We start from the raw sequence: 25,169 nt of genomic DNA, 5'->3' as shown, positions 1-25,169 counted from the left end.
TTCTGAAATATATGAGGCTATTTGCTAGTTTATGCTAGCTGTACTGTTTTTCTTTGCTAAACTATAGGATATCCATATAATTGCAATACTAATAACTAGCAGGACACTGGCACCTAGTAGACCTTGAGATATAAAAGGAATGGAACTGAATCCACACCACTTGGCAAATCCATCCCCAAATAAAAATAGCTCATTTACTGAAAACCCAATAAAAAAGATTAAGAATCCCGCTTGCATTAGTTGTTTATGTATATTGATAATCCCAATTAATTGAAATTGTGTCAAAATGAATGTGCTAACGAAACCTAATAGCGTAAAGTGTAAATAGCCGATGATAACGCTTCTTGTCTCGTATACAAGACTTGCCATTGTTGGTGAGATCAATCCAAGTTCCATTGTACTTTTAACAATTAATAAGAAAAAGGTGATCCATAGGCATATGACCGTTATATCATGAAATTCTCTGTATAAACGAACCCATATTCCTTTAAATGCAATAATAACACCAAATACTCCAATCCACTGTCCGATACCACCAATCGTCGCCAATACCTGACTATAATTCCCTAACTCAACCCAAAGAACCGATAAAAAATACCCTGGAAACAAGGATAGAAAATAAACCCAAAATCCCGCTTCTAAGATAGAATGGTTGAATCTAATTCGTTTGAAATGCATCGCACTTATAAATAATCCAACTAAAAATAAATATAGCCATCCATTGTATTGGAAATGTAAATAAAAGTAAATGGCCATATCAAACACATAGCTATCCCGGAGCCCATTTGTCGAAATAAAACCAAGTGAAAACGGTCCAATGGCAGAGATAACTAAGGCAAGTAACGAACCATTGATAAAATATCTACTAGCTCTTGGGATACTTGTTTGCAATTTTACTTCCCAATATATAAAAATAGCTGCCCAATATTCTACAAAAATGTGGATGCTAGACATAATAACAGCGTACTGTCCATAACCCTGGTATATAAACGAAATAAACATTAAAAATGACGTTACAAATAGTACAATTGTAACGATTTTTGCTTGTGTCTTTCGCTTGATAGTTTTCCAAAAAATAGTTAAGAATACAATAAATGCTCCTAAAAATGCCCACCCTAAAATTGCTAAATGCGAATGTCCGTGCATGATGTTTGTATAGGGGATGGTCATGTTTGGGCTAAAATGGTAAAGTCGCATCCATAATCCAGAAAAAGCTGTAATAACAAATAATAAAAATGTTAAATGTACAAAAAGCCGTGGCATCGTATTGATACCTCCTTAAATCCAACTATTATTATTCTCGTAAAACGGGACAAAAGATGCAATAGTTTAGAACATAATGTCAAAAAAATATAACATTTTTGTGACAGATTAGAGAAAATTATTGTGTCTATATGTTATTCTATAATTCAAGTGATACTTTTTGAATTTTGTTTCATTTAAAAGGAAGTGCTTTTTTATAAATTCTGCTATTAATAAGGAGCAAGTTAATGGAAAAGATTTTTCAATAGTGTGGAGGGATCTTATTGCAAACAATGTTTCGCTACAACTGGATGGTAAGAGAAGAATGGTATCAGTGGTGTGAGCAGATAGAAGAAGATGAACTTTTGCTTGTCAGAACAGGAGGAGTAGGAGGGATTTTACATACTCTATTTCACATTGCTGATGTTGAATGGAGTTGGATTCGTTTTCTACAAGGGAAAGATGACTTTCAAGAAAATTTTGATCATTATCGCAGTTTGAAAAAAGTCAGAGAGTTAGACACGACGTTTCGACCAGAAGTAGAGGAATTTGTTAACCAATGGAATAACAGTATGGAGAATCGTGTTTTGGAAGATCGCTTGCCAGATGGAACGATTGAAACGTTTACTTGGGGTGAGGTAATGCGACATGTGATAGCTCATGAAATTCACCATATCGGACAGTTGTCTATCTGGTCCAGGGAAGTCGGGAAAAAGCCAGTTTCAGCTAACTTAATTAGACGGGGTCTAACCATACATGCAAATCGTTAATGCTTCATGTATGGTAGAAGAAAACGCAGGTTGAAATGATTTAAAGTCCAACGTTTTCTTCTATCAGTTCTATTATTACATTATTTTTTGGCTTTCTATGAATTAATACATATCAGGAATTTTCGGTAGTTTCACAGTCTGGATAACCTTTTCCTCATTCAAGTTATACACTTTCATTTGATTGAAGGACAATGTATAAATCGTGTTATCGACCGAGACAATTCTCCGGATTTCAGATTGCCATTCAGGGTGATTCGTTGTATTTTTGCTCTGATGTGTGATTTTATCTTTTAACACAATCCCATCATCTGCTGAAATATGATATAGAAAGGCTCCCTCATAAAGATAAGTTTGTTCTTCGTACGTAGCCTCTCCTTGTTGAACTGTTTTTGATTTATACAATATCGCTGGGAATCCAAATAGACTTTTTTTTGGGTGTTTATAGAGCGCGTTATGGTTATAATTTAATTCTGTATAGGATCCAGCTTGACCAATGATTTCATTGTCTATTTCTTTTGGATTAGCTAAATCACTGACATCAAATAACGAAATTTTAATGCCGTCAGAACGTACGAGCGGTTCATCTCCATTTTCAGTTTCCATTAATTTAGTGTTTTCACCAAACCCAATTACATGATTTTCATCTAGAGGATGTAGATAGTTACTGAATCCAGGTATTTTTAGTTTACCTAAGACAGTTGGCTTTTTCGGTTCGTTTAAATCTATTACAAACAATGGATCAACTTGTTTAAACGTTACCATGTATGCAATATCCTCCATAAATCGAACACTATAGATTCGTTCTCCTTTTGCAAGTCCCTCTACAGAACCTAAAGGATTCAGCTGCAAATCATACGTATATAAATTGTTTGTTGAAGGTTCATCGTCTTGTAACAGATCCCCTTTAGTCGTAGCAATTCGGAATATGCCATCACGTTCATCCATGGCAAATTGATTGATTAATGTTCCATTTACGGTAGTTTTCGCATTATAGGTGATTTTTCCTCTATTAATTTTAAATTGAATAATCTCTGTATTTACGGGTGCCGCAATCATTTTCTCTCTAGATCTTTTTGTGTCGGGAGATTCCAATTTATTAACAGCAATATAGATATGATTTTTGGACATATACATTTGCTGAGATGCCCCAAGATACGATTCCACACGCGCTTCTTTTTCAAGATCATTTAAATTAAGTGTGGCCATTAATAAGAAGTTCTTTTCATTACTATCTGGAAAAAAATACATGTCATCATAGTCAAGCGGTTGACCTTCATTACTGACAGCTGTGTCTTTGACAATTGGTCTAAGATCTGTGTTCGTTTTATTTTTATTCAATATCTGAAATGGTGGGTATTCATTGGCAATCAAGTAAAGGTGTTCCTTCATTTTACGTGAAGCTGTTAACGTGCCTTCAATTGTTACTTCTCTCATTTTCTTAGGAGCCGTGCGATTTGCAACATCATAAACAAATACCGTTGTCTGATTATGGTGAATTGGCATACTGATATTATCTGCGTTTTTTTTCGTATCTCTAATTTTAGTGATGGTGTGTCCAATTATAATTAACAAATTGTCGTGTAAGTAAAGTTCAGTTGGATTGAAGTTTTTCTCGGTGATTTTACTGATAAATTTACTGTTTTCATTATTAGCTTGTGTGATGATCACGTCTGAATCTCTAGCAAAATAGATAAAATCTCCGTCCGTCTTGATAATGTCACCCTCGTCAATTCCACTTACTTGTTCATTTGTTTTTGATACGGGGGAAGCACCTTCATTTTTAGCACCTTTGCCTGACGCATTGTCCGCCATGGTACTTTCTTTTTCCGTAATACTGAATAGTTTTTGTTTTGCTTTCGTTCGTTCTTTCAAAAGGGAGATTAATTGATCTTTATCTTTAATGTTTGGTAACGTATCAATATTCTTAAATGACTGGGTAGATTTGTTGTCCAATTTCTCACCTGAATTAGAAAATATGAAAAATAAACAAACTACCAGCACAATACTAATTCCGCCTACCAACCAGCTCTTATTGTTCATTTCTTTCACCTCGTCAATTTCCTGTATTTAAGAGGATGTTCAAAAAGTCACCAAATGATAAGCGGCGAATCTCTTCATTGGTTTGCTTTTCCGCTCCTCATGTACCTTTTTTGTGTACACTCCGGTGCTCAAAGCTACGTCGCCTAGACCTTCCTGCTTCTCGTTCGATAACTTTTTGAAAACACAATTTAACTAAATAGTCGTCGTGAAAATGTTTTTGTTACAATTTTGTAAAAAAAAGATTGGTTTGAAAGAATGATTGCAGATAAAATTGTAGTGCACCGATAGCTCATGGAAAGCACCGTTCAAATTTACAAAACGCTGTTTCCTCCTCAAAAGTCGCTGCAGTAACAAAAAAAGCTACCCAGTAATACTGGAATAGCTTTGTTAAATTTATTTATATTCATCATTCAAGAAAAATAATGCAATAGTACCTGGTCCTGCGTGCGCACCAATTGCAGACCCAACCATTTCAATTACGATTTCTTTCGGATTAAATTTTTCCTTAATCATTTCAGCTAGATTTTCCGCTCTTTCTATATCATCACCGTGGCTAATTCCAATAACCTGATTATGTAAATCGGTTCCACGTTCCTCCATGATTTCAACGATTCGACCTAATAATTTTTTAGAACCTCTAACTTTTTCAAGCGGAACTAATTTTCCATCATCCACGTGAAGTATTGGTTTAATTTTTAAAAGGGAACCAACGAATGCAGCAGTTTTACTTACGCGTCCACCTCGGTATAAATACTCAAGATCATCTACAGTAAAAATATGCTCCATATGTTTGGCATGATAGGTAGCCATTTCAATAATTTCCGCTGCACTTGCACCTGTATTTGCTAGTTCTGCTGCCCGGAGTACAACGAGTCCATATCCAATAGAGGCACACTTTGTATCGATTACATGGATAGGGGCGTCCGGATATTTTTCTTTCACTTCCTGTTCCATCATTTTTCCTGTTTGGTAGGTGCCAGATAATTCAGAAGAAAATGCAATATAGACTAAGGGTTGATTTGCTTCAGCGTAAGATGTAAAAATAGTTTTAAAGGTTTGTGGAGATACTTGTGATGTCTTCGGACTTTTTCCTTCCCTCATCGCGTCATACACTGACTTGGGTGAGATTGTTTTTCCGTCTTCATATTCTTTTTCGTTTAAATGAACTGTTAATGATACCATTTCAATGTCAAATTCGTTATAATGTTTTGTTGACAGATCAGATGCTGAATCTGCAAGAATTTTTACGTTCATAGTTTTCACCTTCATTTATGTGTTTCTTTAAGTTTATAGCTATAACGATGGTTAGTCAAAGATATTTAAATAATATTTGAAAAAGTGTAAAATTAGAAATTCAAGAATGTTGAGGCGGCATAGATTTGAAAACCGGAGTGTAGACTATTCTCTACACGAGGAACGAAAAGAAAGCAAATGAAGAGAAGTGCAAGTTATTATTTAGCGCCTTTTTGAAAAACTTATAAAAATGTATTGGACAACTGTTAAGTTCAATTAATTAAGGAGGGTTGTCATGTTTTTGTTCGAAGCAAAGCGGATTATCATGGTGATATTCGGAGCATTATTAAATGCTATTTCACTGAACTTTTTTCTAATTGGTGCAAATGTTTATGCAAGTGGATTTACAGGTGCTGCACAGCTGATTTCCAGTGTATTTAATGATTTTGTGGGAATTGGTATCAGTACCGGTATTCTTTTATTCATTTTAAATATCCCTGTTGCTATTTTAGGATGGTTTAAGGTCGGAAAAGGGTTTACAGTATATAGCGCTATATCTGTTGCATTTACGACATTATTTCTAGAAGTATTACCGATTGTTCACTTATCAGAAGATATTATTCTGAACGCTGTATTTGGTGGGGTTATTGCTGGTATTGGCGTTGGGATTACACTAAAACTTGGTGCGTCAACAGGTGGTATGGATATTGTGGCAATGGTTCTTTCTCGAATGAAAGACAAACCAATTGGTACTTATTTTTTATTGTTAAATGCTGTCATTATTGCATTGGCCGGTATTCTTTATGAACCGGAAAACGCATTATATACGATGTTAACTTTATATGTAACAACACGTGTAATCGATGCACTTCATACGCGTCATGAAAAAATCACAGCAATGATCATCACGCACAAGGCAGATGAATTACAGAAAGCAATCCATAACAAGATGGTACGTGGTATTACAATTTTACCTGCAACAGGTGCGTATACAAGAGAGGACAAAAATATGTTGTATCTTGTCATCACACGGTATGAGCTGTATGATCTGGAAAAAATCATTTCTGAGATAGATCCAAATGCATTTACCAATATCGTTCAAACAACAGGTATTTTTGGTTTCTTCAGACGTGATGGATAAAATGAAACTTCATTCAGTAGAGGGGTAAAGCGACATGAAAAAATTTCTATTACTATTTTTAGCAATGGTATTATTAGTTGCATGTAGTGACCAAGACGATGAAAATAATGTAACTTCGGATCCAGACGAACAAGAAAAAAGTTCGGAAACAACTCAAGGTGAAAACAGTTCAGTAAAATTTAGCAATATTGACATCAAAACTCCAGAAGAGCAAATAGTTGTTAAAGGGAAGGCAGCTGCAGCAAACGATGTCTTTTACTTTAAATTAATGTATGGAGATAAGGTTGTTGTTGATGAAAGTAAAGTGGAATTGGACACAAACGCAAGTGGATGGGGAAGTTTTGAATTGAAAATGGACATCCCTAAAAATGAGGCAACAGAAGAACAAATACCTGTTTTAACATTTTACGTAAAAGATGCATCAGGAAAAATGATTAATCCTAATTATATCCCGGTCGATTTAGGCAAATAAAAACAAGACAGCTGCGAGGCTGTCTTGTTTTGTGTCACTGTTTCTATTCATATGTATTTAAAAACACGTATGGTAGTATGGTACACTGCAATCGCTGCGGGAAAACACTGCGGCTTTCCACGGGCTCGCGCTGAGCCTCCTAGCTCGCAAAGACCGCTCCCTGTGGGGTCTCAGCGTCTTCGCTTTCCCGTAGGAGTCTCCGTATTTTCCCTTCGCTTGTGTGGAGATTTTTTTTTAATCCAATATTATTTATAAAAATAGAAAAGCAAATATCCTCCTATAAGCAGCCCGTATACACGTAGGCTCCTGGGGGATGAGAGGCATCGGTGAGACCCCGGAGTGCGTCAGCACGAGGAGGATCTCCAGCCGTCCCCGGAAAGCGAAGTGTATACGGGATGCGGGGCAGATAGCAATATAAAATGTGAATTCAACGTTGCTGTTTATATAAACTATTCTATAAGATTCACCACGTAAAAAAGCAACATTTCTAGAAAATAGCTAAAAATTAAAAGCCGTGTTTTTCAAATACATTTTGTACTTTTGGTGATAGCGTGTCCCATTCTGCATCGAATTGTTTGTTTACCGTAATAAAATTTTGATATCCGAAAACATTATCGACACCTTCAAGCTGCATAAGTTCGTTAAGAATTGCATAGTCGCTTGTATCTCCAGGCATTACTGAAATACTGTTTGTGCCTTCAAAAATAAGTTTATCTGTCGTAAATTTTAATGCATTTGGATTTGGTGTAGCCTCAGCGCGTACTCCCATTTGAAATCCCTCCTAATAATACCTATCTATTTACATATTAGCAGAAATGGGACAAGGAAAAAAGAAATATTATTGACAAACGTAATGTGTATTTGTAGATCCTTTGTAACCAAATAAAAAACACCTCCGTCAAATAGGACGAAGGTGTTTCCTGCTTGCCTTACGCAAAACCGTTTCATCACAATGTAAAGAATTAGTAATCACTTGAGCAAGCTTTTTATTTGCGGGATGTTAACTCAATTGGTTTTTTGACTTGAGTTGTTGTTCAAGCTGCTGTAATTGCTGTTGTTCCTCAGGAGAACAATTTGTATAGGCAGCTTGGATGGCATTTTGTGCTGCTTGTTTATCTTGAGCGTTTGCAGCTCCTGTTGTGTTTGTTAAGCGGTTGACGGCGTCTTTAGCTTGTTGAAATAAGTTATTAGCCAATTAAAACCCTCCTACAGTGTGGTTGTCTGCTTCCTCTTGTTTCCGTTCTACATCGGAAAAGCGTGATCGGTAAGGAAACCGTTCAGCGTGCTGTTTAACTGAATCAGCACCTTGTTGAGTAAATCGTTTTGATTTGCTCTTTTTCCCCACAACTGATTCCTCCCAACAAAATAAGAAGTGAACGCATTAGATAACGTTCACTTATAGTATGGTTTGATAGTAAATTTATATTGTAGGAAAATGTCGGTAAGTTATACAGCTTTAACATGTAATTTTAAATAATTTTCCAAAAAGGTTCCAATCCCGTTCTGTTCATTCGTGTCAGTGACATGATTTGCAATGGATTTAAGTTCATCAATTGCATTTCCCATCGCAACACCAACGCCAGCATAATCAATCATTTCGAAGTCATTGTCTTCATCACCAAATGCAATAATTCGATCCTGCGGGATATCATAATAATAAGCGATCTTTTCTAATCCAACAGCCTTGTTCATGCCTTTTTTGACGATTTCAATGATATTCCACGGAGCACCCCATTTACGGTGTTCAATCAATTCTGCATGATAATCATCCAAGTGACTTCTTAATTCATGGATATGATCTTCTTTCGGATGAATTAGTAATGAAGTAGGATCATCTTTTAACTCATTTTTTAAGCTGCCAATCGTAAACGGTGGATCGTTCTGGGTTGTATGAAAAATATCAATAATTTTTTCATCATATTGATCAAGATAGACATCGTCCTTAACTTCAGCTAAGATATTGTGAACATTCAACTGATAACAAGCATCAATAATTTTAAGGGCGGTTCGTTTTTGCATAGGACTATGTAGTACATCCCATTTCTCATCCTTAGGGTGATGAATTAGTGCGCCATTAAAGTTAACCATGGGTGTGTTTAAGCCAAGTTCTTTATAGTAATTAATACTTGCACGATGCGGTCTACCTGTTGATATAACAACGATATGACCTTCTTCTATTGCTTTTAAAACAGTTTGTTTTGTACGTGGACTAATTTCCTTTTTGTCCGTTAAAAGTGTGCCATCTAAATCCAATGCAATTAAATGTCGTTTATTTTCCATAAGCTTCACCTCGTATTACCCTAGTTTATAAGTGATTTTATATAAAGTAAAGGATAATTATAGATGAATTAAATTAATTAAAATTGACTTAAAATAACATGTGATTTGCATTCTATACCAATTAAATACTATGATTAATTATATATACATTTATTTGACGAGAGGATCTTGAACATGATAGGGGTATACCGTAAAAAATTCAATGAAATTCCAGCTTTAGTTGTAGTTGATTCTACAAAAGAAAAAGAGGCATTACCTGTAATTACATATTCTCATGGATTCACAAGTGCAAAGGAACACAATTTACCTCTAGCTTATTTACTTGCTGAAAAAGGATATCGAGTTGTTTTACCAGATAGTAAATATCATGGGGAGCGAGAAGTTGACATTTCAGCTGTTAAGAAGCAGGTTTCCTTTTGGGATATTGTTATGCAAAATGTTAGTGAACTAAACGAAATAAAAGATATACTGGATCAGGAAGAACTAATTTTAGACGATCGTTTCGGCTTAGCAGGAACGAGTATGGGCGGAATTACAACATCTGCCGCTTTAACCCAATATCCATGGATTAAAACGGCAGCGGTTCTTATGGGTTCACCTAAGATTACTACCTATGCTAAAACGTTAGTCGATAGCTTTAGGAAATTAGGAGATTTACCAGTAACGGAAGAAATGATTGACCAGTTATTTGAAGATCTCAAAAGGTATGATTTATCCAGACAAGCTGATAAGCTGAAAGAACGTCCGCTTCTATTTTGGCACGGTGAGAATGATTCTGTTGTACCTTTTGATCATTCCTATACATTTTATGATGAGGCAAAACAGCTTTATAATAATAAAGATCATATTAAGTTTCTTAAAGAATCGAATCGTGACCACAAAGTAAGTCGATTTGCTATTTTAGAAACGGTTAAATGGTTTGATCATTATTTGTAAGCAAGTGTGAGATAAATCACTTGAAAAGTAAGCGAAATATGTTTAAATAAGACTAGAAACAAATAGGGAGGAATAAGTCATGGATGAAGCGTTAAAAGAGAATATGATGGGTGCGCTTGAAAACGTTATTGATCCTGAATTAGGTATTGATATTGTTAATCTTGGGCTTGTATATGATGTTGATTTAAACGACGAGGGTATTTGTAATGTTACAATGACGTTGACAGCAATGGGTTGCCCCCTCGCAGCACATATTGAACAAGACGTGAGACGCGCACTTTCAGATATTCCTGAAATAAAAGAAATAAATGTTGAAATTGTATGGAGTCCACCTTGGGGCAAAGAAAGAATGTCTCGTTATGCTAAAATTGCATTAGGTATTCCAGATTGATCAGTTCGTGATTATCAAGGTTGATTCATTGTTAATGGATCGACCTTTTTTTGTGAAAATTAAATGAATGAGGTATTTATATGAAAATATGTCAGATTGTTGGCTTTAAAAATTCGGGTAAAACAACAGTAACAAGAGAAATGATCCGTTACTTTTCATCGAGAGATTTTAAAGTTGGTTCGTTAAAACATCATGGTCACGGTGGGGAACCAGCACTGGTGAAGGATACGGACAGTTTCCAACATTTTGAAGCAGGAGCATTGGTCAGTGGTGTTCAAGGTGAAAATGTATCACAGCTGACATTGAACAATGTGGAATTCAATGAATTAATCAAGCTATACAGTTTGATGACTTTAGATTTTCTATTCGTTGAAGGGTATAAACAGGCTGAATACCCTAAAATTGTTTTGGTTAAAAACGAAGAAGAATTGTCGCTTTTGGACGAGCTTTCGAATATAATCGCAGTAGGGTCTTGGGATGACAAAATCTTAAAAAATGTCCCTTATCCAACTTTTACGATCAATAATATGGAAGCCTATTTACCACAACTAGCAGATTACATGATTGGATGAAGGTGTTAAGATGGAAAAAAATTTTTGGATTACTGATCAGCCTATACAGGTAAATAATTGTATATCAAAAGTAGTCCGTCCCGAAGCCGGGGCGATTAATACATTTATTGGAACGGTTCGTGAATTTACCAAGGATAAGCGAACATTATATTTGGAGTATCAAGCGTATGTGGCAATGGCTGAGAAAAAGCTTGCTCAAATTGGTGATGAAATTAATGAAAAATGGCAGGATGCTGAAACTGCCATTGTCCATAGAATCGGACATTTGGATATATCCGATATCGCTGTTGTGATTGCTGTATCAACACCACATCGACACGATGCATTTGAAGCGAGCAGGTACGCAATTGAACGGATAAAAGAAATTGTCCCGATCTGGAAAAAAGAACACTGGGAAGATGGAACAAAGTGGATTGGTGATCAGAAAGAGAACACATCCTATCAAGAAAAACTGCCAACTGAGGAGGATATGCGATAATGATTGATGTACTGTTTTTTGCAGAATTACAGGAAGCAGCGGGTAGTGCTAAAATAGCTGTTGAAGCGGACCGTATTACAGTTAAAGACCTAAAAGAAAAACTTTTAGCTACGTATGAGCTGGACAATCTTGATCATGCCATGGTTGCAATTAATGAAGAATATGCTACAGAAGATGTGTTAATTGAAAATGGAGATGTAGTTGCGTTTATTCCGCCTGTTAGTGGTGGGTAAACAATTGTTTTCAATAACGATTTTTCACGATAACAGTAATTTTAGTGAAAAATCCGAGTGGGGTGCTTATGAATTCTTTAATTCGTCCTGTACGAAAGCTTTATCAATTTTTCGTCGACAATCCAATTGATGCTGGTGAGATTATTGCAAATCGTTACAAAGTTAACCGTGTAATTGGAATGGGAAGTTATGGAATAGCCTATGAATGCAATAAACTTGATACGAATAAGCGTGTAGCTATAAAGCAACTTCGTCCAAGTAAACGTAAAAACAAAAAAGATTTAAATTTGTTTTATAATGAAGCATTTGTTCTTAGCAAATTAAACCATAAGGCTATTCCTAATTTGCATGAACGCTTTTCATTTAATGGAGATTTTTTTTATTCAATGGATTTTATGGAAGGAGAAAATCTGGAGGATCTATTGTTCGAAAAACGGCAACAATTTGATGAAAATGAATCGTTACAATTGTTGCGAAAACTTGTTGGACTTGTTGGTTATCTGCACAGCCAAGGGATAGTTCATGGAGACCTCCGCATCCCAAATGTCATCTTACAGAATAACCACCCGTTTTTAATTGATTTTGGTTTAGCGATAAATTCTGGAATCAGTTTCGCTCATGCTAGAGAGGGTGGAAAAGAAGAGGATAAACGTTACCTCTGGCAAAATGATTATTTTGATTTAGGTGATCTGCTGTTATTTTTACTATATTCTTCCTATCCTGCAAAAAGCAGAAAAGCCCTCCCTTGGACAGAAGAACTTTCGCTTCACCCTTTAACAACCCACTTACTTCGCAGATTACTTGGTATTGGTGAGAAATATTCTAATACACAACAAATTTTACGGGATATGGATAGTATTTTTGCCGATGAAAAATTCAAGAACATAGGATTTGAAGGCAAATGATCTATTACTATCAACTACTACTTCTACCTTTTCGCTTGTATCGATGGCTTCCACCATATGGATTTTTGTGGCGGTGACGACTACTGCTGCTTCCGCTATAATGATAACGGTGTTTTCGCCGGTCACTGCTGCTCTGTGAATATTGCTTTATTTGTTTAAACAATTTTTTAAACATACTTTAAGCCCTCCTTTCCATTTAAATTCATTAATTGTTGACTATACAGTAACATACATTTCTTTCATAATCACGATTTTCAAATTTATTAGTGAGAAATGGGCAATTCAATCATTTTTTAGATGATTGTACCGTGAGGAAATTTGGTGAATAGGCTATATATATGATGGAAGGAGGTTAACCATGTCTTCTTACAATTCTTATATACCAGGTTGGGGGTACTATCCTCAAGGCAGCAACAAAAATGGGAATTTTGATGAATTTCAAGGTCAAGGAAGTACAGGGTCTAAAGAAACGGGCTCAAGAAAACAGGCTCAAGAATATACAAATATGAATGGAATGGGACATAACCACTTTTCACAAGATAATACCTTTCAGAAAAATAGTAGTGCGCATGTTTATCCACCATTTTCATATCCGAACAATTCGTATGATGATTCAAGTTCAGAAATGGATTATTTAATTCGAATGATGAATAATCTAAACCATCAATTAGATACACTTACACGATTAATCGCCCAAAATAATCAATTGTTACAATCCATGCATGATCAGGAAGATACAAAGTGTGTCCAAGGTAGTGGTGGGGGAGCGGTAATTGTAAGGATGTAGTAGTGAGATGATGTATATAAAAAAGGAGCTTGAAAGCTTAAGCTCCTCTATCATCCTATCCCAAGCATTTCCTTCGCGCGGTCTGTCATTTTGGCAGGTGACCAGGCTGGCTCCCAAACGACTTTGACGTCAATTTCACCAATACCTTCAATTTGACTAACACGATAGTTTACACCATTCGAAATGGTATCATGCATAGGACAGCCTGGTGTTGTAAGTGTCATAGTAATGTTAACATTGTTGTTATCATCCACATCAACCCCATATATCAGTCCTAAATCCATAACATTAACACCAAGTTCAGGATCAATAACTTCAAATAACGATGCTTCAACCTCAGTTGCTAGTGTCATATGATTAAACTCCTTTCCTATACAAACAATACGCGAATAATTGAAATCGTATAAACAAGTGATGTTAGTGACAATAGCATTTGAAAGATAAATACCACTATTTCAATTTGTACTATCCCTCCAAAAGTTAACCCCACTACACCAATAATAAAAAAGACAAATAGAATAATACTCAATTGATTGTTAATCATATCCTTAAGAAGTGGAACCTTTTCTTTCCCAACTCTGTCCGAGTATTTGTACGTCCACCAGAGAACCGGAACAATTTTGTATAAATAACCTAAAATACTAAAAACAATCCATCCCATGACGTAAAGGTAAATCAGCCATCCCCATATTATTGGATCCTGTATACCACTTATTTTAAAAAGAAAAGCCAAAACATGTATACTGAAGCCAATCAATATAGCTAAAAGTGCAAATGAAAATGGTTTATCCAGTTTTTTCTTGAATCTTTTGGTTAGAATTTCTTGAATATCTAGCACAAAAAAACTGAATCCAGCTGATAACAATAACCAGCCGATTGTTTGCAAAAGATCATTTCCAAACCAAAAGGAACTGATTAAGGTAATTAAACCAGCAATGTAGGAGAAAAATGCTGGTTTTGCCCATTTCATTGAAAAACCATGGGATAAACTAAACATAGGAACTAATTTATAGGAGAAACCGAAAATTAATAACGTAAACCAGCCAGTAATACCTAATACAATATGGGAAAATAAGATGGTGCTGTGGCTTGCAATTCCTCCAAAAGCGATGTTCCAGGCTAACAAAAATCCTGCAGCAATGGTCAAGAAAAAGCATGTGATAGCACCAATGATAAATAAGGTCATCTTATTTTTCTTTTCTTGTTTAAAGATGGTAATTGCCATTTGTATTATAAACATTACAATGCCGATAATGGCAACGATCCCCCCATAAATGCAATTTCCAGATTTTACACCTAACAAAATAGCAAATGCTGTTATGCCTCCAGCAGTGAAGATAAATTGAACAAATCCAAATGTTTGATTCCAAATCGGTGTCAAAAAGGCAACGGGAACAAGCTGATACATACCGCCCATTGCGACCATTACCGCAAAACCCAGCAATAGGAAATGAGAGCCCATCCAGATATGAGGCATGTGGAATTGTCCTGCATTTACTAAATCATGACGAAAAAGAAATATCATTTGTGCTATCACCAGCGCCAGTAATGCATATAAAATAAACGCCAATGGAAGCTTTATGTTTGTATCTATTTTCATGTTTGCTCCAGGCATCATCTTAATCACCAATTTTCGTTATTGAAATTTTAAAGCTTCCATCCTCCTGAGGTTCTGTTTCATGCAAATAACCTCGTTCATTTAATTCCTCATATAAAAACATTGGTCGTCTGTCGTTTATTATTGCTAGCGATTCTCCGTTTTTCATCTTGTCCAATGCTTTTAACGTGCGCATCATTGGTTGTGGTGGTTCTAGACCGCGGTTATCTATAATCATTCATCAGTCCCCTCCTTTTTCAAATAGGTCACTTTCCAATGCTTTCGATCAATTTTTTCAGCTTCATGGTCAAAACCTTTACGTTTTAAAACTGCATGTAATGGAACGGGATTGAATGGGGCGTGTAATATGAAAATCTCCCCAACTTTTAATTGCTTTACTGCTGCCATGATTTTATCAAATGGTTCTTTCTTCAATCGTAAATCCTCACGTACATCCAACTCTGTTACCTCTTCATTTTTACGCATTAATTCACCTCCAAAGTAACGTAATATTTCAAACGTCTTTATATTGTTATGATAATGATTTTCAATTAGATAGACAGTGATTTGTATCACAAGTGAGGCTAAAAAAATGAACATATTGTCACAATTTCGGCATTAATAGCGCTGAAAACAGTCATGAAGTATAAAAATTTTTCTCATCCATAAATATTTATATATAGCATAAGTTTTCATGAACGGAGGTTTTGCGAACATGATGGACATAACCGTTATTCTGATTTATTATTCAGAACAATCGGCACTAAACAAAGCTTTGTCTTCGATGAATAAAATTAGTTCACGAATAAAATCTATTCTTGTTTTCCATGAACCAAAAACGTCCTTACATTTAAATAGCCATAGGGGGTTATACGGGAGGACGCAATTTATCGCAACAGGGGATCATGGTACAGGTGAAACATTGAATGATACGATTATGAAGCTAACTACGCCATATATATTATTTCTTCAAGGTACAGACTATCTTTCGCCATCACTAGACAAAGATGCACTTAAGCTCCCACTGGTCAAAACAGTTTTGGGAACGATTTACCATAACCGAAATATAGCAATCCATCTCCCGTTATTAGTTAGTACATCCCGTATGAAAAAGGAAAAATTTTTATCAAGTTTCCAACTCCCATTCAAGGAAGCACTTTTACCTGCCTGGCTAGCGAATGTAGAAGAATCGCAACAACTGATTAAAGACAACTTGGTAAAGCAGGCAAGGAAAAATACTTCAGCAAATACAATCGAGAAGTTAAGATTTATGCAAAAATATCAAGTAAAACATAGCAAAACAGTGAATCCAACAGTATCAGTCTTAATTACAAATTATAATATGGGGAAATACGTGGAAACCGCCATTGTTTCCTGTCTTTTACAAACAGATCCATTTGATAAAATATTGATCATGGATGATGGATCGACTGACACCTCTTATGACCAAATCCTACAATGGGAAGATGGAAAGCAAGTGAAGGTTTTTAAAAAGAAAAATGAAGGAAAGGCTAGGGCATTAAATGAATTATTAGCTTATGTATCATCTGACTTTATAGTCGAGCTTGATGCTGATGATTGGCTTGATGCTGATGCTGCATCAGTCATAAAGAAGTATGCAGCAGATCTCCCAAGTAATATTTCGGTATTGTACGGTAACTTCAGGAAATGGAAGCAATTAACGGAGGACGTTCTATTTAAAGGTTTAGCCAAGGGAACAACGGTCAAAGGAATAACGGATTTATTATCTTACCGTTTTCCTCTTGGACCACGAATATATCGAACTACTCTTCTTAAAAAAGCAGGAGGGTTCCCAATTATTGATTTTGAAAATGGTCGTCTATTTGAAGATGTAAGTGTATTATGCAGGTTAATAAAAACATCTCGTTTTCACTATCAGGATTTCACAGTATATAATGTTCGGGAACATAAGGAGAGTATTACGAAAAATAATGATGAAAAGTGGGATGATTTTTTAAAAATGTTAAAAACGTAATGTAATAGAGCTACGAAAATCGTTCTACCATTATAGTGAAAATAATCAAAGGCTATTTGCAGATGAAGTGGGACTGAAATAATTTAGTCCCACTAGAAAATGGCTGCTTGGAATTCATCCAATCGACTGTTGAATCCAATTTATTAATGATAATATTTCTTGTCACTTCCATGATTCATACGTTTTAGAATCATTTCATAGATTTCTTTTGAAGTGAGACTATTTGTAAACTATCATGTTAACTTTCATTAAAATTAGTGTTACAAATTTGGTGTACTCTATTGTTAATTATTTATTGTATGCCATATAAAAAGAGATCATCTTTTAAAATCCATTTTAAAAAACATGAAAAAATACTCTGATATTGTACCAGAGTATTTTTTCATGTTTTTTGCCGGGAGTCTGAAGAGGGTTGCAGCGTGATTTATGCTGCTACTAGGAAACGAATGAAGTTAATCGAGTCAAGTGAGAGATAGAGTTTGGTATTTTGTCCATAACCTGCACTAACATCAATTACCAGTACTAATTCTGCGGTAACAGTTGAGAGTATACCTTCTATCAAATTGTTATCTGTAGCTACTTCAACACTTGAACCAACACGCGTGGCAAGTTCAGCAGCAAATGTGTCTTCAAACATTTATATCCCTCCTGCTTCACTGACAAGTTCAATTTTATCGATCCGGACTAGTACTTGATTACCAGTAGCTTCAATAATTACGACATAATCGTCTCTAACGAGCAACAGTGTTCCTGTAATTGTGTCGAACGGTGTCGTAACCTGTACTTGTTCGTTGACTAAACTTAATAATAATTCGCGGATTGTTGTAGGTGATTCAGGCGGAGTAGGAGGTGTGACTGAATCACCAGTACCACCTATATCAACATTAACATCTAATCCCGGCAAATCTACTGAGAAATCTAGCCCATTACTTGTACTTGTAGTACCTAAGTTTTGTGAAAGTTGGTTAAGCAACCTCAATAAGGCTGACTGACTATTAGTTAGTGCCAACTATATTCACCCTTTCTATAATATTTCTCTATTTACTATATGCGCTTGTATTTTAACTGTATGGTACATTTTGTTCATTAATAGATAATTCCACCAATATCATAGTTTTCATTAATTAGACTATTATCTATAGCACGTTTATTGCCTCTAAGAATAAACTATTTAAAAGTAAGCTATGGAGGTGTATTTAAATTGAGTACTAACAGTAATTTTCCAAATCAACTTGTAGATATGCTTGTGGATTCAACACTAAAAAAACACGGAGTAAATTTAGACGAAGTCACTATAGACTCTACACAAAAAGAGCAAATTAGAAATCTAGTCGAATCCCTAAAGAATAATGTAGAGAGTTTAAATCAGCAAAATAAGGAAAATAAAGAAAATAAAACGAAAAAAAATAATTAGTTTTCTATCTAGTAGGGAATAAGCGATCATTAGGTGGGATATAGTATTATTTTTAAGACTATAAATACCGGATAAATTACGATTTATCCGGTATTTATGATTGTTTGAGGGGTATTTAAAATGAAGAACATTTTCTATAAAAATAGGTGTTTTATAGTAGACAATCACCCTTACTATTTTAAACAAAAGACATAAGATATTTTAAACGCAAAGAAGGAGGAAAGATAATATGTCAAAACCTAAACCTGGCCAAAGAAGAACAGTTGTGATAGAAAGACAGTGTAGAACCGATAATAATTGTGACAATGGACCGAGAGAATGGAGTGCACTAGATGCATCATGTAACCATCCAATGGATGCTACAGTGGAACAAGGTCAAGATTCAAAATTAAGTAATGCGCAGCATTCTTATGAATCAATTGTTGTAAAAGATTCATGTGATATTGAGGTGTCATCAAACGATACGCAAGCTGCCATTAATGTTCAGGTAGCACTTCAAGTTGCAATTGCTTTGGTCATCAGTATATCAATCGCGGATAGTAACACAGCAAATGAAATAACACAGGATTTAAATGCTAAATTGAAATCTAGTCAAGTAAACAGTCAACAGGTTTATATTCAAAACTCACGTGGTGTAAATATTACTACAACTGACACAGATATTGCAGTAAATATTCAACTCTTGTTACAGGTATTAATTGCAATAGTTCTTAGACTAGATATTTTATAGTAGGTGTCTCAACTAATAATAGAGTAGACAATTGAGTAAACAGTTCAAGTTATTCGTTTTTTAGTGGAAAGACCATGTCCAATTTGGAGTGGTCTTTTTTGCTTCCTTTGTTCATACAAACTAGAAATCTAATCCATAGTAAAAGTTTCTTAGGAATAATTTTATAATACATACAGATTATAAGAAGAAGGGAGGAAACTAAACCTATGCTGCAAACAATTATTCGTATAAGTCTAATCATAGTATCGTGGTCTTCTTTGTTCTTTTTACCCAAAAAAGTGATTACCAAATATTTACCGGTTTCAATATTTACTTCAGCTTTAGTATTGATTACGTGTGCACTTTCATTAAAATATAAATTTTGGGTTGTCAAAGGCAATCTTGCTACAAAGATCTTCAATGATTTATCTTTTGTTTATGGCCCTTTCTTTGTGGGAACAATATGGATATTCCATTTTACCTTTAGTAAGTTTACTCGTTATCTGTTGCTAAATGCAGCCATGAATGCAAGCTTCGCTATACCGCTAACGAAGTTATTTCAAAAGTTTAAAGTGTATAAACTGAAAAATGTCAAAGCTGTTCATCTCTTTTTATCCTATATGAGCTTCGCTATAATTATTTATGGTTATCAGTACTTGGTGCATCGTTCTAAAGAAGGATCAAAGGAAGAACAGTCCGTATAATTAACGCTTGGGTTTCATTATCTAAGCATTTATAACTTTTTTAGAGTACTATTTTGTTGAATATACACTACGCTTTTCGCAGACGTCAGCAAGCCTCACTGTTCCCAAAAATCCCTCTAGAAACAGCCTTTTTAAAAGAGCTCGTTCTTCATTCCATCCGTATCTAATATGAAGCAGCCCAAACTGTCGATCCTCAGTAAATTTTGTTTTTTCAATTGTGATACGGTACGACTTACTGTTTCCCGAGTGGAACCAATCATATTTGCAAGCTGACGATTAGTAAATTGAGTAGCAATTCTTGTCTGTTGATTTTCATATTTTACCCCATATTCTTTGCTGAGACGTAACAAAAGCATGATGATTTGCTCATACGTATTGTATAACATTTTTTCTTCCAGACGTTTTTGCAAGTCAACTAATTTATCACCTAATACACGAAAGAGCTTCACGCAAATTTCAGGATGTGTATAAAGAAAATCCTCAAAAGAATGAATCGGTATATAAATTAAAACAGCATCTTCCAATATGGATGCATTTGCCGGGTAATTATCTTGTCGGAAAAATCCAGCATGGGGAAACATATCATCTGTTTGTAAGAAGTTAACGATTTGTTCTCTTCCGTGTGAATCACTTTTGTATATTTTCACCTTACCTTCATGAATAAAATAAACATTTGTAAGGGGGTCACCTTGCATAAAAATATGTGTTCCATGGCGGTACATCCTAAATTTTGCTAATTCAACAATCGGTTCCATTTCATAATCTGTCAAATCTTTAAATAATGGTACTTTTTGCAACAGGTTCTTAATGGATTGTGAATTCATAATGAAGCTCCTTTCATGCTTAAAAAAAGAGGTACATTTTTAGTATTCCATTTTATTTTAACACGATATACCCCCAGGACATTTACGAATTTGTGAACAGTTATTGATGTCGTGATAAAAATCATAGTTTAGTGATGTTTTTGATCACATCTTTTTTTGGAGGAACCATTTATGATAGAGAGGAATTAAAACTTTCAAGGAAATTTAGGAGGCTGTACAAATGAATAAAATTGATTACGCAATAAAAATACATGCACCGGAAATCGAACCAAGATATCGACATCAAAAAATTTTTGAAGTGTTTGATGGATTAGAATCTGGCGATTTTATGGAACTTTCAAATGACCATGATCCAAAGCCACTCCATTATCAAATGATGATAGAAAGAGGAGAAGATGCATTTACTTGGGAATATACCGAAAATGGCCCCTCACTTTGGCGGGTGGCAATAGGTAAAAAATAATTAAAAATATAGATAGACTCTTGGATTAATGCCCAAGGGTCTATCTGTTTTAATGTAAAAAATGATCAATGTGTGAAGAATGTCATATCCAAAGAGTTTATAAATCTATACAATTATAACTCGAGCTATTAATTTTACCTTTAGGAGGTCTACTATGTTTCCACAAGATTATAATGAAAACCCGTTTATTGTTATTTGGGAGTTAACCCGTGCCTGTGCCTTAAAATGTTTGCATTGTCGTGCTGAGGCCCAGTATCATCGTGATCCCCGGGAATTGACGTTTACAGAAGGGAAAAAGTTAATTGATGATATTTATGAAATGAACAATCCAATGCTCGTATTTACCGGGGGAGACCCGTTAGAACGACCGGATGTGTTTGATATTGCAGAATATGCTATAAAAAAAGGTGTACGTGTTTCCATGACACCATCTGCTACTCCAAATGTAACAAAAGAAGCAATGCAAAAAGCGAAAGATGTTGGGTTAGCAAGATGGGCGTTTAGTATAGATGGTCATTGTGCAGAAATTCATGACCATTTTCGAGGAACATCTGGTTCTTTTGATTTAACGATGAAAGCAATTAACTATTTACATGAATTAGAAATGCCATTGCAAATCAATACAGTGATCTCTAAATACAATGTTGACTATTTAGATGAATTAGCGGAAATGGTTGAGAATTTAAATTGTGTATTGTGGAGTGTGTTTTTCCTTGTTCCAACAGGTCGTGGTAAAGAATCTGACATGATTTCACCGGTAGAGCATGAGCGTGTATTAAGGTGGTTGTATGACTTGTCGAAACGCGTTCCATTTGATATTAAAACAACGGCAGCACAGCATTATCGCCGTGTCGTCATTCAAAACAAAATGCGTGAACATAAGAGCATTAGTGATAAGGATCATATTTTTTATGAGGATGCATTGATGAATGGCAAAACTGGACAAATTGATGGGCTGGGTCGTGCGCCTAAAGGGGTTAACGACGGTAATGGATTTGTTTTTATTTCACATATTGGAGATGTATTTCCTAGTGGGTTATTACCAATAAAGGCTGGGAATGTAAGACAAACTGACCTCGCAACGATCTACCGTGAATCAGAGGTTTTTCAAAACTTACGGGATCCGGATAAATACAAAGGTAAATGCGGTGTATGTGAGTTTCGCTTCGTATGTGGAGGATCAAGATCAAGAGCCTATAACGTAACAGGGGACTATATGGAAAGCGAACCATATTGTGTCTATATACCGAAAGCAATGCGAGTGAAGAATAAGATGAAAAAAAGTAATAAAGCTTCTAGAATTTAGTCACTAGAAGCTTCATACTTATTAACACGCGTGAAATAAAAGGCGTGCATAATTTTTATAATTGGACGTGCTAGAAGTTGGGCACTCCCTACGATAAAAAGTATTGTTCCAGTCGTTTGGGTAGATTCATAGAGAAATAATACACTGCCAATAAGGAACCATAGACCAAGTGTAAAATCATTTAACAAGGCGATGAAACGATACTTTTTGTTAAACGAAACCTCATAAGTACCTACTTGAATATCTAAAAAGTTTTTTTTATCATAAATTTTAGCCATAACGTTCCCTCCGTCACATTGTGTATAGTTCACTATTCCCAATAATTGCACAATCTAAAACGATATTGGTGAAATAGAAGGGAGCGTTAGTGGTGAGATTAATGAATACTGCACAACACAACTGGGCAATTTTCACAATTTATTTCATTTCGCAAGTACTGTAAATTATGAATAATGATATGTCCATTTTTAATAGATAGGATGTTGTTACGCTTTAAATCGTTCAACATGCGGTTTACACTTTCCCTTGTAGTACCACCGAAATTTGCTAATTGCTGATTATTTAAGGCAATGTCGATGAATATATCACCGTTATTTTGTTTTTTTCCATAGCTGTTTGAAAGACGAATTAACGTAGAATACAGTGCACCTTTTTTACCATGTAATACAAGGTCACGAAACTTTGTTTGATCTCTACGGTAATATTCATTCATTATCTTCATGAACTCAATAGCTAAGGAGCTATTATTAATCATCTCATTTTCTAATTCAGATTTTTTGATTACGGCAACTTCTCCGTCCTGAATAACTTTTGCATTTAAAATGTATTTTACATTTTCTGAGTACAAAGAAAGTTCACCAACAATATCATCTTTATGGCAAATTCTTAAGGTAAGCTCACGTCCTTCAGGAGATACCTTTCCAATTTGAATCCTTCCAGACTTAACGAGATATAATTCATCAGCACTTTCACCTTCAGAAAATAAAAATGTATCTTTTTTAATTGGCTTAATATGATCGACTGAATTTAATAAATTTTTTAATTCATCGGACATTTTAGGTCTAAGAGGCATTATTTAAAAAACCACCTTTAAAGGAATGACAATTCTAGTAAAAAAAGCAGTAGATAAAATCACTACTGCCTTACAAGAAGAGTATAACAAGAATTCCTACTATAAAACAATAAAACGCAAAGTATTTTAAGTTACCCTTAGCCATAATGTTGATAAACCATTTTAATGCGAAATAAGAAGCGATCACTGATGCCATAAATGCTAGTAAATAGGGGATCATCAACGCATCAAAGTTCTTGTCATTTATAATATCTGAAGCAGACATTACGGTAATCCCAAGGCTTACCGGGATATAGAGTAGAAATGAAAATCTAAGAGCGGTTTCCTGCTTCATCCCTATCAGCATTGCAGCAACAATTGTAGCGCCTGAGCGACTTATGCCAGGAATTAATGCAACGGATTGTGCTAATCCAACAATAATCGCATCTTTGACTGTAATTTCACGATCATTTTTATTACCACGCAGGTTTCGAATGATCCATAACGCAAAACCAGTTATGAGGAGTGTTATACCAACTACAGCAACAGTGCTGAGCTTGCTTGAAATATAATCTTCAAACAACACCCCGATGATTCCAGTTGGTATTGTAGCAATTACTAAAAATATAATAAATTGAAAATCTGCTTTTGCTGCTTCATCTTTGGAGAAAATAAAACGGAAAAAATTTGTTGTTAAGCGAATAATGTCTTTACGATAAATAACTAATACTGCAATTAGTGAACCAAAATTAACAAGAATTTCAAAGGAAAGTCCCTTAATATCAATGTTAAACAATTCACGTAAAATGACTAAATGACCACTTGAAGAAATCGGAATAGGCTCCGTAAATCCTTGAAAGATACCTAATATTGTATATTTAATTAATAGCCAAAGCTCTGTAAGATTTTCCAATGTAACACCCCCGAAATGTCTATTTTCATTTAGCAACACGAGTCACCAACCTATATATAGTTGAATAGTCTAGTTGGTGAGGAGGTTATAAAAAATGAAAATGAATCAGAATTATCATCATATATACGAAATGTGTAAAGAACATATGCATTCTTATGTACTTGCTGAAATGACGGACGGTACCAAATTAGACGGCATTGTTACTGGATTGGATGACGAATATGTATATCTTGCAATTCCAATAGAACAACATGAACATACACAAGGTAATTTTAATCATGGTTACGACGACCGCCAATTTGGTTATGGATATCCAGGGTACGGATATGGATACCCTGGATTTGGATACGGTTATCCTCCAAGAAGATTTAGGCGACTTGTTTTACCACTTGCTGCCCTGACCGCATTAAGTATATTGCCATGGTATTAAGAATCTAACCGTTATTAACGTGGTAAGGGGCCTGTCCTTAAAACATTAACATTCTCGTTAATGTTTGGGGACAGACCCCATAAAATCGTATTGTTATTCTTTTTCCCGTTTAATGATACCTTCACCTAAAATATACACAGCTATTGCCATGATAATTGCTAAGGTTACAGTGGACATAACGTTGAAATTAGTACCACCCATACTGGTTAGTACATAAGATATAACGCCGCTGATTAACAAAGCCCAAATTAAAGTCCAAATGAACCGCATCTATAACACCTC

Annotated in this window: 36 protein-coding genes; 17 read left to right on the top strand and 19 right to left on the bottom strand. The window is 35.1% G+C overall.

The annotated features are described in order from the left end of the window. Positions 1 to 24: 24 nt before the first annotated feature. Positions 25 to 1,263, bottom strand: a complete 1,239-nt coding sequence (locus tag CS937_RS04230; RefSeq protein WP_099157217.1) for a hypothetical protein — start codon at positions 1,261 to 1,263, stop codon at positions 25 to 27. Between the two features lie 263 nt (positions 1,264 to 1,526). On the opposite strand from CS937_RS04230, the gene CS937_RS04225 reads away from it, so the two are divergent. Then, complete coding sequence (locus tag CS937_RS04225) at positions 1,527 to 2,012, top strand: DinB family protein (RefSeq protein ID WP_099157216.1); 486 nt, start codon at positions 1,527 to 1,529, stop codon at positions 2,010 to 2,012. 102 nt (positions 2,013 to 2,114) lie between these two features. Here CS937_RS04225 and CS937_RS04220 read toward each other — a convergent pair whose 3' ends face one another. Both CS937_RS04220 and CS937_RS04215 read right to left on the bottom strand, forming a co-directional pair. Next, complete coding sequence (locus CS937_RS04220) at positions 2,115 to 4,052, bottom strand: beta-propeller domain-containing protein (RefSeq protein ID WP_099157215.1); 1,938 nt, start codon at positions 4,050 to 4,052, stop codon at positions 2,115 to 2,117. A gap of 393 nt (positions 4,053 to 4,445) precedes the next feature. Beyond that, complete coding sequence (locus tag CS937_RS04215; protein WP_099157214.1) at positions 4,446 to 5,306, bottom strand: DegV family protein; 861 nt, start codon at positions 5,304 to 5,306, stop codon at positions 4,446 to 4,448. A 274-nt stretch (positions 5,307 to 5,580) separates the two neighbouring features. Here CS937_RS04215 and CS937_RS04210 point away from each other — a divergent pair, with 274 nt between their 5' ends. Both CS937_RS04210 and CS937_RS04205 read left to right on the top strand, forming a co-directional pair. Next, the gene (locus tag CS937_RS04210; RefSeq protein WP_099157213.1) at positions 5,581 to 6,426 is read left to right on the top strand and encodes a YitT family protein; all 846 of its coding nucleotides are present in this window, start codon (positions 5,581 to 5,583) and stop codon (positions 6,424 to 6,426) included. A gap of 34 nt (positions 6,427 to 6,460) precedes the next feature. Further along, positions 6,461 to 6,898 (top strand): hypothetical protein, encoded by a 438-nt coding sequence (locus CS937_RS04205; protein WP_099157212.1) that lies wholly within the window; start codon positions 6,461 to 6,463, stop codon positions 6,896 to 6,898. 505 nt (positions 6,899 to 7,403) lie between these two features. Here the strand turns inward: CS937_RS04205 and CS937_RS04200 are convergent. The 4 genes from CS937_RS04200 to CS937_RS04190 all read right to left on the bottom strand — a co-directional run bounded on the left by CS937_RS04200 (position 7,404) and on the right by CS937_RS04190 (position 9,178). Then, the gene (locus CS937_RS04200) at positions 7,404 to 7,667 is read right to left on the bottom strand and encodes a NifU N-terminal domain-containing protein (protein ID WP_099157211.1); all 264 of its coding nucleotides are present in this window, start codon (positions 7,665 to 7,667) and stop codon (positions 7,404 to 7,406) included. Between the two features lie 231 nt (positions 7,668 to 7,898). Then, the gene (locus CS937_RS04195) at positions 7,899 to 8,093 is read right to left on the bottom strand and encodes a DUF3813 family protein (protein ID WP_099157210.1); all 195 of its coding nucleotides are present in this window, start codon (positions 8,091 to 8,093) and stop codon (positions 7,899 to 7,901) included. Beyond that, on the bottom strand, positions 8,094 to 8,243 hold the full coding sequence (locus CS937_RS19350; RefSeq protein WP_176555746.1) for a hypothetical protein: 150 nt from the start codon (positions 8,241 to 8,243) through the stop codon (positions 8,094 to 8,096). A 101-nt stretch (positions 8,244 to 8,344) separates the two neighbouring features. Continuing rightward, a complete protein-coding gene (locus tag CS937_RS04190) occupies positions 8,345 to 9,178 on the bottom strand; it encodes a Cof-type HAD-IIB family hydrolase (RefSeq protein WP_099157209.1) in 834 nt (277 codons plus the stop codon). Positions 9,179 to 9,352: 174 nt separating this feature from the next. Here CS937_RS04190 and CS937_RS04185 point away from each other — a divergent pair, with 174 nt between their 5' ends. From CS937_RS04185 to CS937_RS04160, 6 genes are all read left to right on the top strand, one after another. Continuing rightward, on the top strand, positions 9,353 to 10,114 hold the full coding sequence (locus CS937_RS04185) for an alpha/beta fold hydrolase (protein ID WP_099157208.1): 762 nt from the start codon (positions 9,353 to 9,355) through the stop codon (positions 10,112 to 10,114). Positions 10,115 to 10,193: 79 nt separating this feature from the next. Then, positions 10,194 to 10,505 (top strand): metal-sulfur cluster assembly factor, encoded by a 312-nt coding sequence (locus CS937_RS04180; protein ID WP_099157207.1) that lies wholly within the window; start codon positions 10,194 to 10,196, stop codon positions 10,503 to 10,505. Between the two features lie 80 nt (positions 10,506 to 10,585). After that, complete coding sequence (gene mobB / locus CS937_RS04175; protein ID WP_099157206.1) at positions 10,586 to 11,077, top strand: molybdopterin-guanine dinucleotide biosynthesis protein B; 492 nt, start codon at positions 10,586 to 10,588, stop codon at positions 11,075 to 11,077. A gap of 10 nt (positions 11,078 to 11,087) precedes the next feature. Beyond that, complete coding sequence (locus CS937_RS04170; protein WP_099157205.1) at positions 11,088 to 11,555, top strand: molybdenum cofactor biosynthesis protein MoaE; 468 nt, start codon at positions 11,088 to 11,090, stop codon at positions 11,553 to 11,555. Continuing rightward, complete coding sequence (moaD, locus tag CS937_RS04165; RefSeq protein ID WP_099157204.1) at positions 11,555 to 11,788, top strand: molybdopterin converting factor subunit 1; 234 nt, start codon at positions 11,555 to 11,557, stop codon at positions 11,786 to 11,788. The genes CS937_RS04170 and moaD overlap by 1 nt, the downstream gene beginning before the upstream one ends. A 68-nt stretch (positions 11,789 to 11,856) precedes the next feature. Beyond that, positions 11,857 to 12,693 (top strand): serine/threonine protein kinase, encoded by an 837-nt coding sequence (locus tag CS937_RS04160; RefSeq protein ID WP_099157203.1) that lies wholly within the window; start codon positions 11,857 to 11,859, stop codon positions 12,691 to 12,693. A 10-nt stretch (positions 12,694 to 12,703) separates the two neighbouring features. Here the strand turns inward: CS937_RS04160 and CS937_RS19345 are convergent, their stop codons facing one another. After that, entirely contained in the window at positions 12,704 to 12,868 is a 165-nt protein-coding gene (locus tag CS937_RS19345; RefSeq protein ID WP_176555745.1) for a hypothetical protein, read from the bottom strand. Between the two features lie 183 nt (positions 12,869 to 13,051). Between CS937_RS19345 and CS937_RS04155 the strand changes: the two genes are divergently transcribed. Beyond that, complete coding sequence (locus CS937_RS04155; protein ID WP_099157202.1) at positions 13,052 to 13,480, top strand: hypothetical protein; 429 nt, start codon at positions 13,052 to 13,054, stop codon at positions 13,478 to 13,480. 50 nt (positions 13,481 to 13,530) lie between these two features. Here CS937_RS04155 and CS937_RS04150 read toward each other — a convergent pair whose 3' ends face one another. The 4 genes from CS937_RS04150 to CS937_RS04135 are packed head-to-tail and all read right to left on the bottom strand — an operon-like array spanning position 13,531 to position 15,563. Beyond that, a complete protein-coding gene (locus CS937_RS04150) occupies positions 13,531 to 13,833 on the bottom strand; it encodes a metal-sulfur cluster assembly factor (protein WP_099157201.1) in 303 nt (100 codons plus the stop codon). Positions 13,834 to 13,850: 17 nt separating this feature from the next. Then, positions 13,851 to 15,095 (bottom strand): hypothetical protein, encoded by a 1,245-nt coding sequence (locus tag CS937_RS04145; RefSeq protein WP_176555744.1) that lies wholly within the window; start codon positions 15,093 to 15,095, stop codon positions 13,851 to 13,853. A gap of 4 nt (positions 15,096 to 15,099) precedes the next feature. Continuing rightward, positions 15,100 to 15,315, bottom strand: coding sequence for a DUF2249 domain-containing protein (locus tag CS937_RS04140; RefSeq protein WP_099157199.1), 216 nt, complete (start codon positions 15,313 to 15,315; stop codon positions 15,100 to 15,102). Continuing rightward, complete coding sequence (locus CS937_RS04135; RefSeq protein WP_099157198.1) at positions 15,312 to 15,563, bottom strand: DUF2249 domain-containing protein; 252 nt, start codon at positions 15,561 to 15,563, stop codon at positions 15,312 to 15,314. The genes CS937_RS04140 and CS937_RS04135 overlap by 4 nt, the downstream gene beginning before the upstream one ends. Positions 15,564 to 15,792: 229 nt before the next feature. On the opposite strand from CS937_RS04135, the gene CS937_RS04130 reads away from it, so the two are divergent. Beyond that, positions 15,793 to 17,073 (top strand): glycosyltransferase family A protein, encoded by a 1,281-nt coding sequence (locus CS937_RS04130; RefSeq protein ID WP_099157197.1) that lies wholly within the window; start codon positions 15,793 to 15,795, stop codon positions 17,071 to 17,073. A 424-nt stretch (positions 17,074 to 17,497) separates the two neighbouring features. Here CS937_RS04130 and CS937_RS04125 read toward each other — a convergent pair whose 3' ends face one another. Then, complete coding sequence (locus CS937_RS04125) at positions 17,498 to 17,710, bottom strand: hypothetical protein (protein WP_099157196.1); 213 nt, start codon at positions 17,708 to 17,710, stop codon at positions 17,498 to 17,500. Beyond that, positions 17,711 to 18,082 carry a DUF2642 domain-containing protein gene (locus tag CS937_RS04120; RefSeq protein WP_099157195.1) on the bottom strand — a complete coding sequence of 124 codons (372 nt, stop codon included), beginning with the start codon at positions 18,080 to 18,082 and terminating at the stop codon, positions 17,711 to 17,713. 192 nt (positions 18,083 to 18,274) lie between these two features. On the opposite strand from CS937_RS04120, the gene CS937_RS04115 reads away from it, so the two are divergent. The 3 genes from CS937_RS04115 (at position 18,275) to CS937_RS04105 (ending at position 19,900) form a co-directional block, all read left to right on the top strand. After that, entirely contained in the window at positions 18,275 to 18,487 is a 213-nt protein-coding gene (locus CS937_RS04115; protein WP_099157194.1) for a hypothetical protein, read from the top strand. 229 nt (positions 18,488 to 18,716) lie between these two features. Further along, positions 18,717 to 19,217, top strand: coding sequence for a spore coat protein (locus CS937_RS04110; protein ID WP_176555743.1), 501 nt, complete (start codon positions 18,717 to 18,719; stop codon positions 19,215 to 19,217). Between the two features lie 206 nt (positions 19,218 to 19,423). Continuing rightward, positions 19,424 to 19,900, top strand: a complete 477-nt coding sequence (locus CS937_RS04105; RefSeq protein WP_099157193.1) for a hypothetical protein — start codon at positions 19,424 to 19,426, stop codon at positions 19,898 to 19,900. Between the two features lie 131 nt (positions 19,901 to 20,031). Here CS937_RS04105 and CS937_RS04100 read toward each other — a convergent pair whose 3' ends face one another. Then, positions 20,032 to 20,724: a Crp/Fnr family transcriptional regulator gene (locus tag CS937_RS04100; RefSeq protein ID WP_099157192.1), complete on the bottom strand. Its 693-nt coding sequence runs from the start codon at positions 20,722 to 20,724 to the stop codon at positions 20,032 to 20,034. A 220-nt stretch (positions 20,725 to 20,944) separates the two neighbouring features. Here CS937_RS04100 and CS937_RS04095 point away from each other — a divergent pair, with 220 nt between their 5' ends. Then, positions 20,945 to 21,187 carry a DUF2249 domain-containing protein gene (locus CS937_RS04095; RefSeq protein ID WP_099157191.1) on the top strand — a complete coding sequence of 81 codons (243 nt, stop codon included), beginning with the start codon at positions 20,945 to 20,947 and terminating at the stop codon, positions 21,185 to 21,187. A 154-nt stretch (positions 21,188 to 21,341) separates the two neighbouring features. After that, positions 21,342 to 22,493, top strand: coding sequence for a TIGR04053 family radical SAM/SPASM domain-containing protein (locus CS937_RS04090; RefSeq protein WP_099157190.1), 1,152 nt, complete (start codon positions 21,342 to 21,344; stop codon positions 22,491 to 22,493). On the opposite strand, the gene CS937_RS04085 is transcribed toward CS937_RS04090, so the two are convergent. From CS937_RS04085 to CS937_RS04075, 3 genes are all read right to left on the bottom strand, one after another. Further along, positions 22,490 to 22,771, bottom strand: coding sequence for a YrhK family protein (locus CS937_RS04085; protein WP_099157189.1), 282 nt, complete (start codon positions 22,769 to 22,771; stop codon positions 22,490 to 22,492). The two genes, CS937_RS04090 and CS937_RS04085, sit on opposite strands and share 4 nt — an antisense overlap. Before the next feature lie 98 nt (positions 22,772 to 22,869). After that, positions 22,870 to 23,565: a Crp/Fnr family transcriptional regulator gene (locus CS937_RS04080; RefSeq protein WP_099157188.1), complete on the bottom strand. Its 696-nt coding sequence runs from the start codon at positions 23,563 to 23,565 to the stop codon at positions 22,870 to 22,872. Between the two features lie 70 nt (positions 23,566 to 23,635). Continuing rightward, on the bottom strand, positions 23,636 to 24,457 hold the full coding sequence (locus CS937_RS04075) for an undecaprenyl-diphosphate phosphatase (protein WP_099157187.1): 822 nt from the start codon (positions 24,455 to 24,457) through the stop codon (positions 23,636 to 23,638). Positions 24,458 to 24,551: 94 nt separating this feature from the next. Between CS937_RS04075 and CS937_RS04070 the strand changes: the two genes are divergently transcribed. Continuing rightward, complete coding sequence (locus tag CS937_RS04070) at positions 24,552 to 24,887, top strand: hypothetical protein (protein WP_099157186.1); 336 nt, start codon at positions 24,552 to 24,554, stop codon at positions 24,885 to 24,887. A gap of 93 nt (positions 24,888 to 24,980) precedes the next feature. Here the strand turns inward: CS937_RS04070 and CS937_RS04065 are convergent, their stop codons facing one another. After that, positions 24,981 to 25,157, bottom strand: a complete 177-nt coding sequence (locus CS937_RS04065; protein WP_099157185.1) for a DUF2929 family protein — start codon at positions 25,155 to 25,157, stop codon at positions 24,981 to 24,983. Positions 25,158 to 25,169: the final 12 nt, after the last annotated feature.

The sequence above is a fragment of the Virgibacillus ndiopensis genome, assembly GCF_900187325.1.
Taxonomy (GTDB): Bacteria; Bacillota; Bacilli; order Bacillales; family Amphibacillaceae; genus Virgibacillus_E; species Virgibacillus_E ndiopensis.
Note: the sequence above shows the minus strand (reverse complement) of the source record. Positions and strands in the feature narration are given on the sequence as shown.

Coding starts and splice junctions, on each gene's coding strand:
- CS937_RS04135 (WP_099157198.1), bottom strand. CDS start 15,563: ATGCGTAAAAATGAAGAGGTAACAGAGTTGGATGTACGTGAGGATTTA.
- CS937_RS04220 (WP_099157215.1), bottom strand. CDS start 4,052: ATGAACAATAAGAGCTGGTTGGTAGGCGGAATTAGTATTGTGCTGGTA.
- CS937_RS04090 (WP_099157190.1), top strand. CDS start 21,342: ATGTTTCCACAAGATTATAATGAAAACCCGTTTATTGTTATTTGGGAG.
- mobB (WP_099157206.1), top strand. CDS start 10,586: ATGAAAATATGTCAGATTGTTGGCTTTAAAAATTCGGGTAAAACAACA.
- moaD (WP_099157204.1), top strand. CDS start 11,555: ATGATTGATGTACTGTTTTTTGCAGAATTACAGGAAGCAGCGGGTAGT.
- CS937_RS04215 (WP_099157214.1), bottom strand. CDS start 5,306: ATGAACGTAAAAATTCTTGCAGATTCAGCATCTGATCTGTCAACAAAA.
- CS937_RS19345 (WP_176555745.1), bottom strand. CDS start 12,868: ATGTTTAAAAAATTGTTTAAACAAATAAAGCAATATTCACAGAGCAGC.
- CS937_RS04210 (WP_099157213.1), top strand. CDS start 5,581: ATGTTTTTGTTCGAAGCAAAGCGGATTATCATGGTGATATTCGGAGCA.
- CS937_RS04085 (WP_099157189.1), bottom strand. CDS start 22,771: ATGGCTAAAATTTATGATAAAAAAAACTTTTTAGATATTCAAGTAGGT.
- CS937_RS04145 (WP_176555744.1), bottom strand. CDS start 15,095: ATGCCTGGAGCAAACATGAAAATAGATACAAACATAAAGCTTCCATTG.
- CS937_RS04190 (WP_099157209.1), bottom strand. CDS start 9,178: ATGGAAAATAAACGACATTTAATTGCATTGGATTTAGATGGCACACTT.
- CS937_RS04070 (WP_099157186.1), top strand. CDS start 24,552: ATGAAAATGAATCAGAATTATCATCATATATACGAAATGTGTAAAGAA.
- CS937_RS04180 (WP_099157207.1), top strand. CDS start 10,194: ATGGATGAAGCGTTAAAAGAGAATATGATGGGTGCGCTTGAAAACGTT.
- CS937_RS04170 (WP_099157205.1), top strand. CDS start 11,088: ATGGAAAAAAATTTTTGGATTACTGATCAGCCTATACAGGTAAATAAT.
- CS937_RS04205 (WP_099157212.1), top strand. CDS start 6,461: ATGAAAAAATTTCTATTACTATTTTTAGCAATGGTATTATTAGTTGCA.
- CS937_RS04110 (WP_176555743.1), top strand. CDS start 18,717: ATGTCAAAACCTAAACCTGGCCAAAGAAGAACAGTTGTGATAGAAAGA.
- CS937_RS04130 (WP_099157197.1), top strand. CDS start 15,793: ATGATGGACATAACCGTTATTCTGATTTATTATTCAGAACAATCGGCA.
- CS937_RS04105 (WP_099157193.1), top strand. CDS start 19,424: ATGCTGCAAACAATTATTCGTATAAGTCTAATCATAGTATCGTGGTCT.
- CS937_RS04155 (WP_099157202.1), top strand. CDS start 13,052: ATGTCTTCTTACAATTCTTATATACCAGGTTGGGGGTACTATCCTCAA.
- CS937_RS04095 (WP_099157191.1), top strand. CDS start 20,945: ATGAATAAAATTGATTACGCAATAAAAATACATGCACCGGAAATCGAA.
- CS937_RS04140 (WP_099157199.1), bottom strand. CDS start 15,315: ATGATTATAGATAACCGCGGTCTAGAACCACCACAACCAATGATGCGC.
- CS937_RS04065 (WP_099157185.1), bottom strand. CDS start 25,157: ATGCGGTTCATTTGGACTTTAATTTGGGCTTTGTTAATCAGCGGCGTT.
- CS937_RS04160 (WP_099157203.1), top strand. CDS start 11,857: ATGAATTCTTTAATTCGTCCTGTACGAAAGCTTTATCAATTTTTCGTC.
- CS937_RS04200 (WP_099157211.1), bottom strand. CDS start 7,667: ATGGGAGTACGCGCTGAGGCTACACCAAATCCAAATGCATTAAAATTT.
- CS937_RS04150 (WP_099157201.1), bottom strand. CDS start 13,833: ATGACACTAGCAACTGAGGTTGAAGCATCGTTATTTGAAGTTATTGAT.
- CS937_RS04230 (WP_099157217.1), bottom strand. CDS start 1,263: ATGCCACGGCTTTTTGTACATTTAACATTTTTATTATTTGTTATTACA.
- CS937_RS04185 (WP_099157208.1), top strand. CDS start 9,353: ATGATAGGGGTATACCGTAAAAAATTCAATGAAATTCCAGCTTTAGTT.
- CS937_RS04080 (WP_099157188.1), bottom strand. CDS start 23,565: ATGCCTCTTAGACCTAAAATGTCCGATGAATTAAAAAATTTATTAAAT.
- CS937_RS04100 (WP_099157192.1), bottom strand. CDS start 20,724: ATGAATTCACAATCCATTAAGAACCTGTTGCAAAAAGTACCATTATTT.
- CS937_RS04125 (WP_099157196.1), bottom strand. CDS start 17,710: ATGTTTGAAGACACATTTGCTGCTGAACTTGCCACGCGTGTTGGTTCA.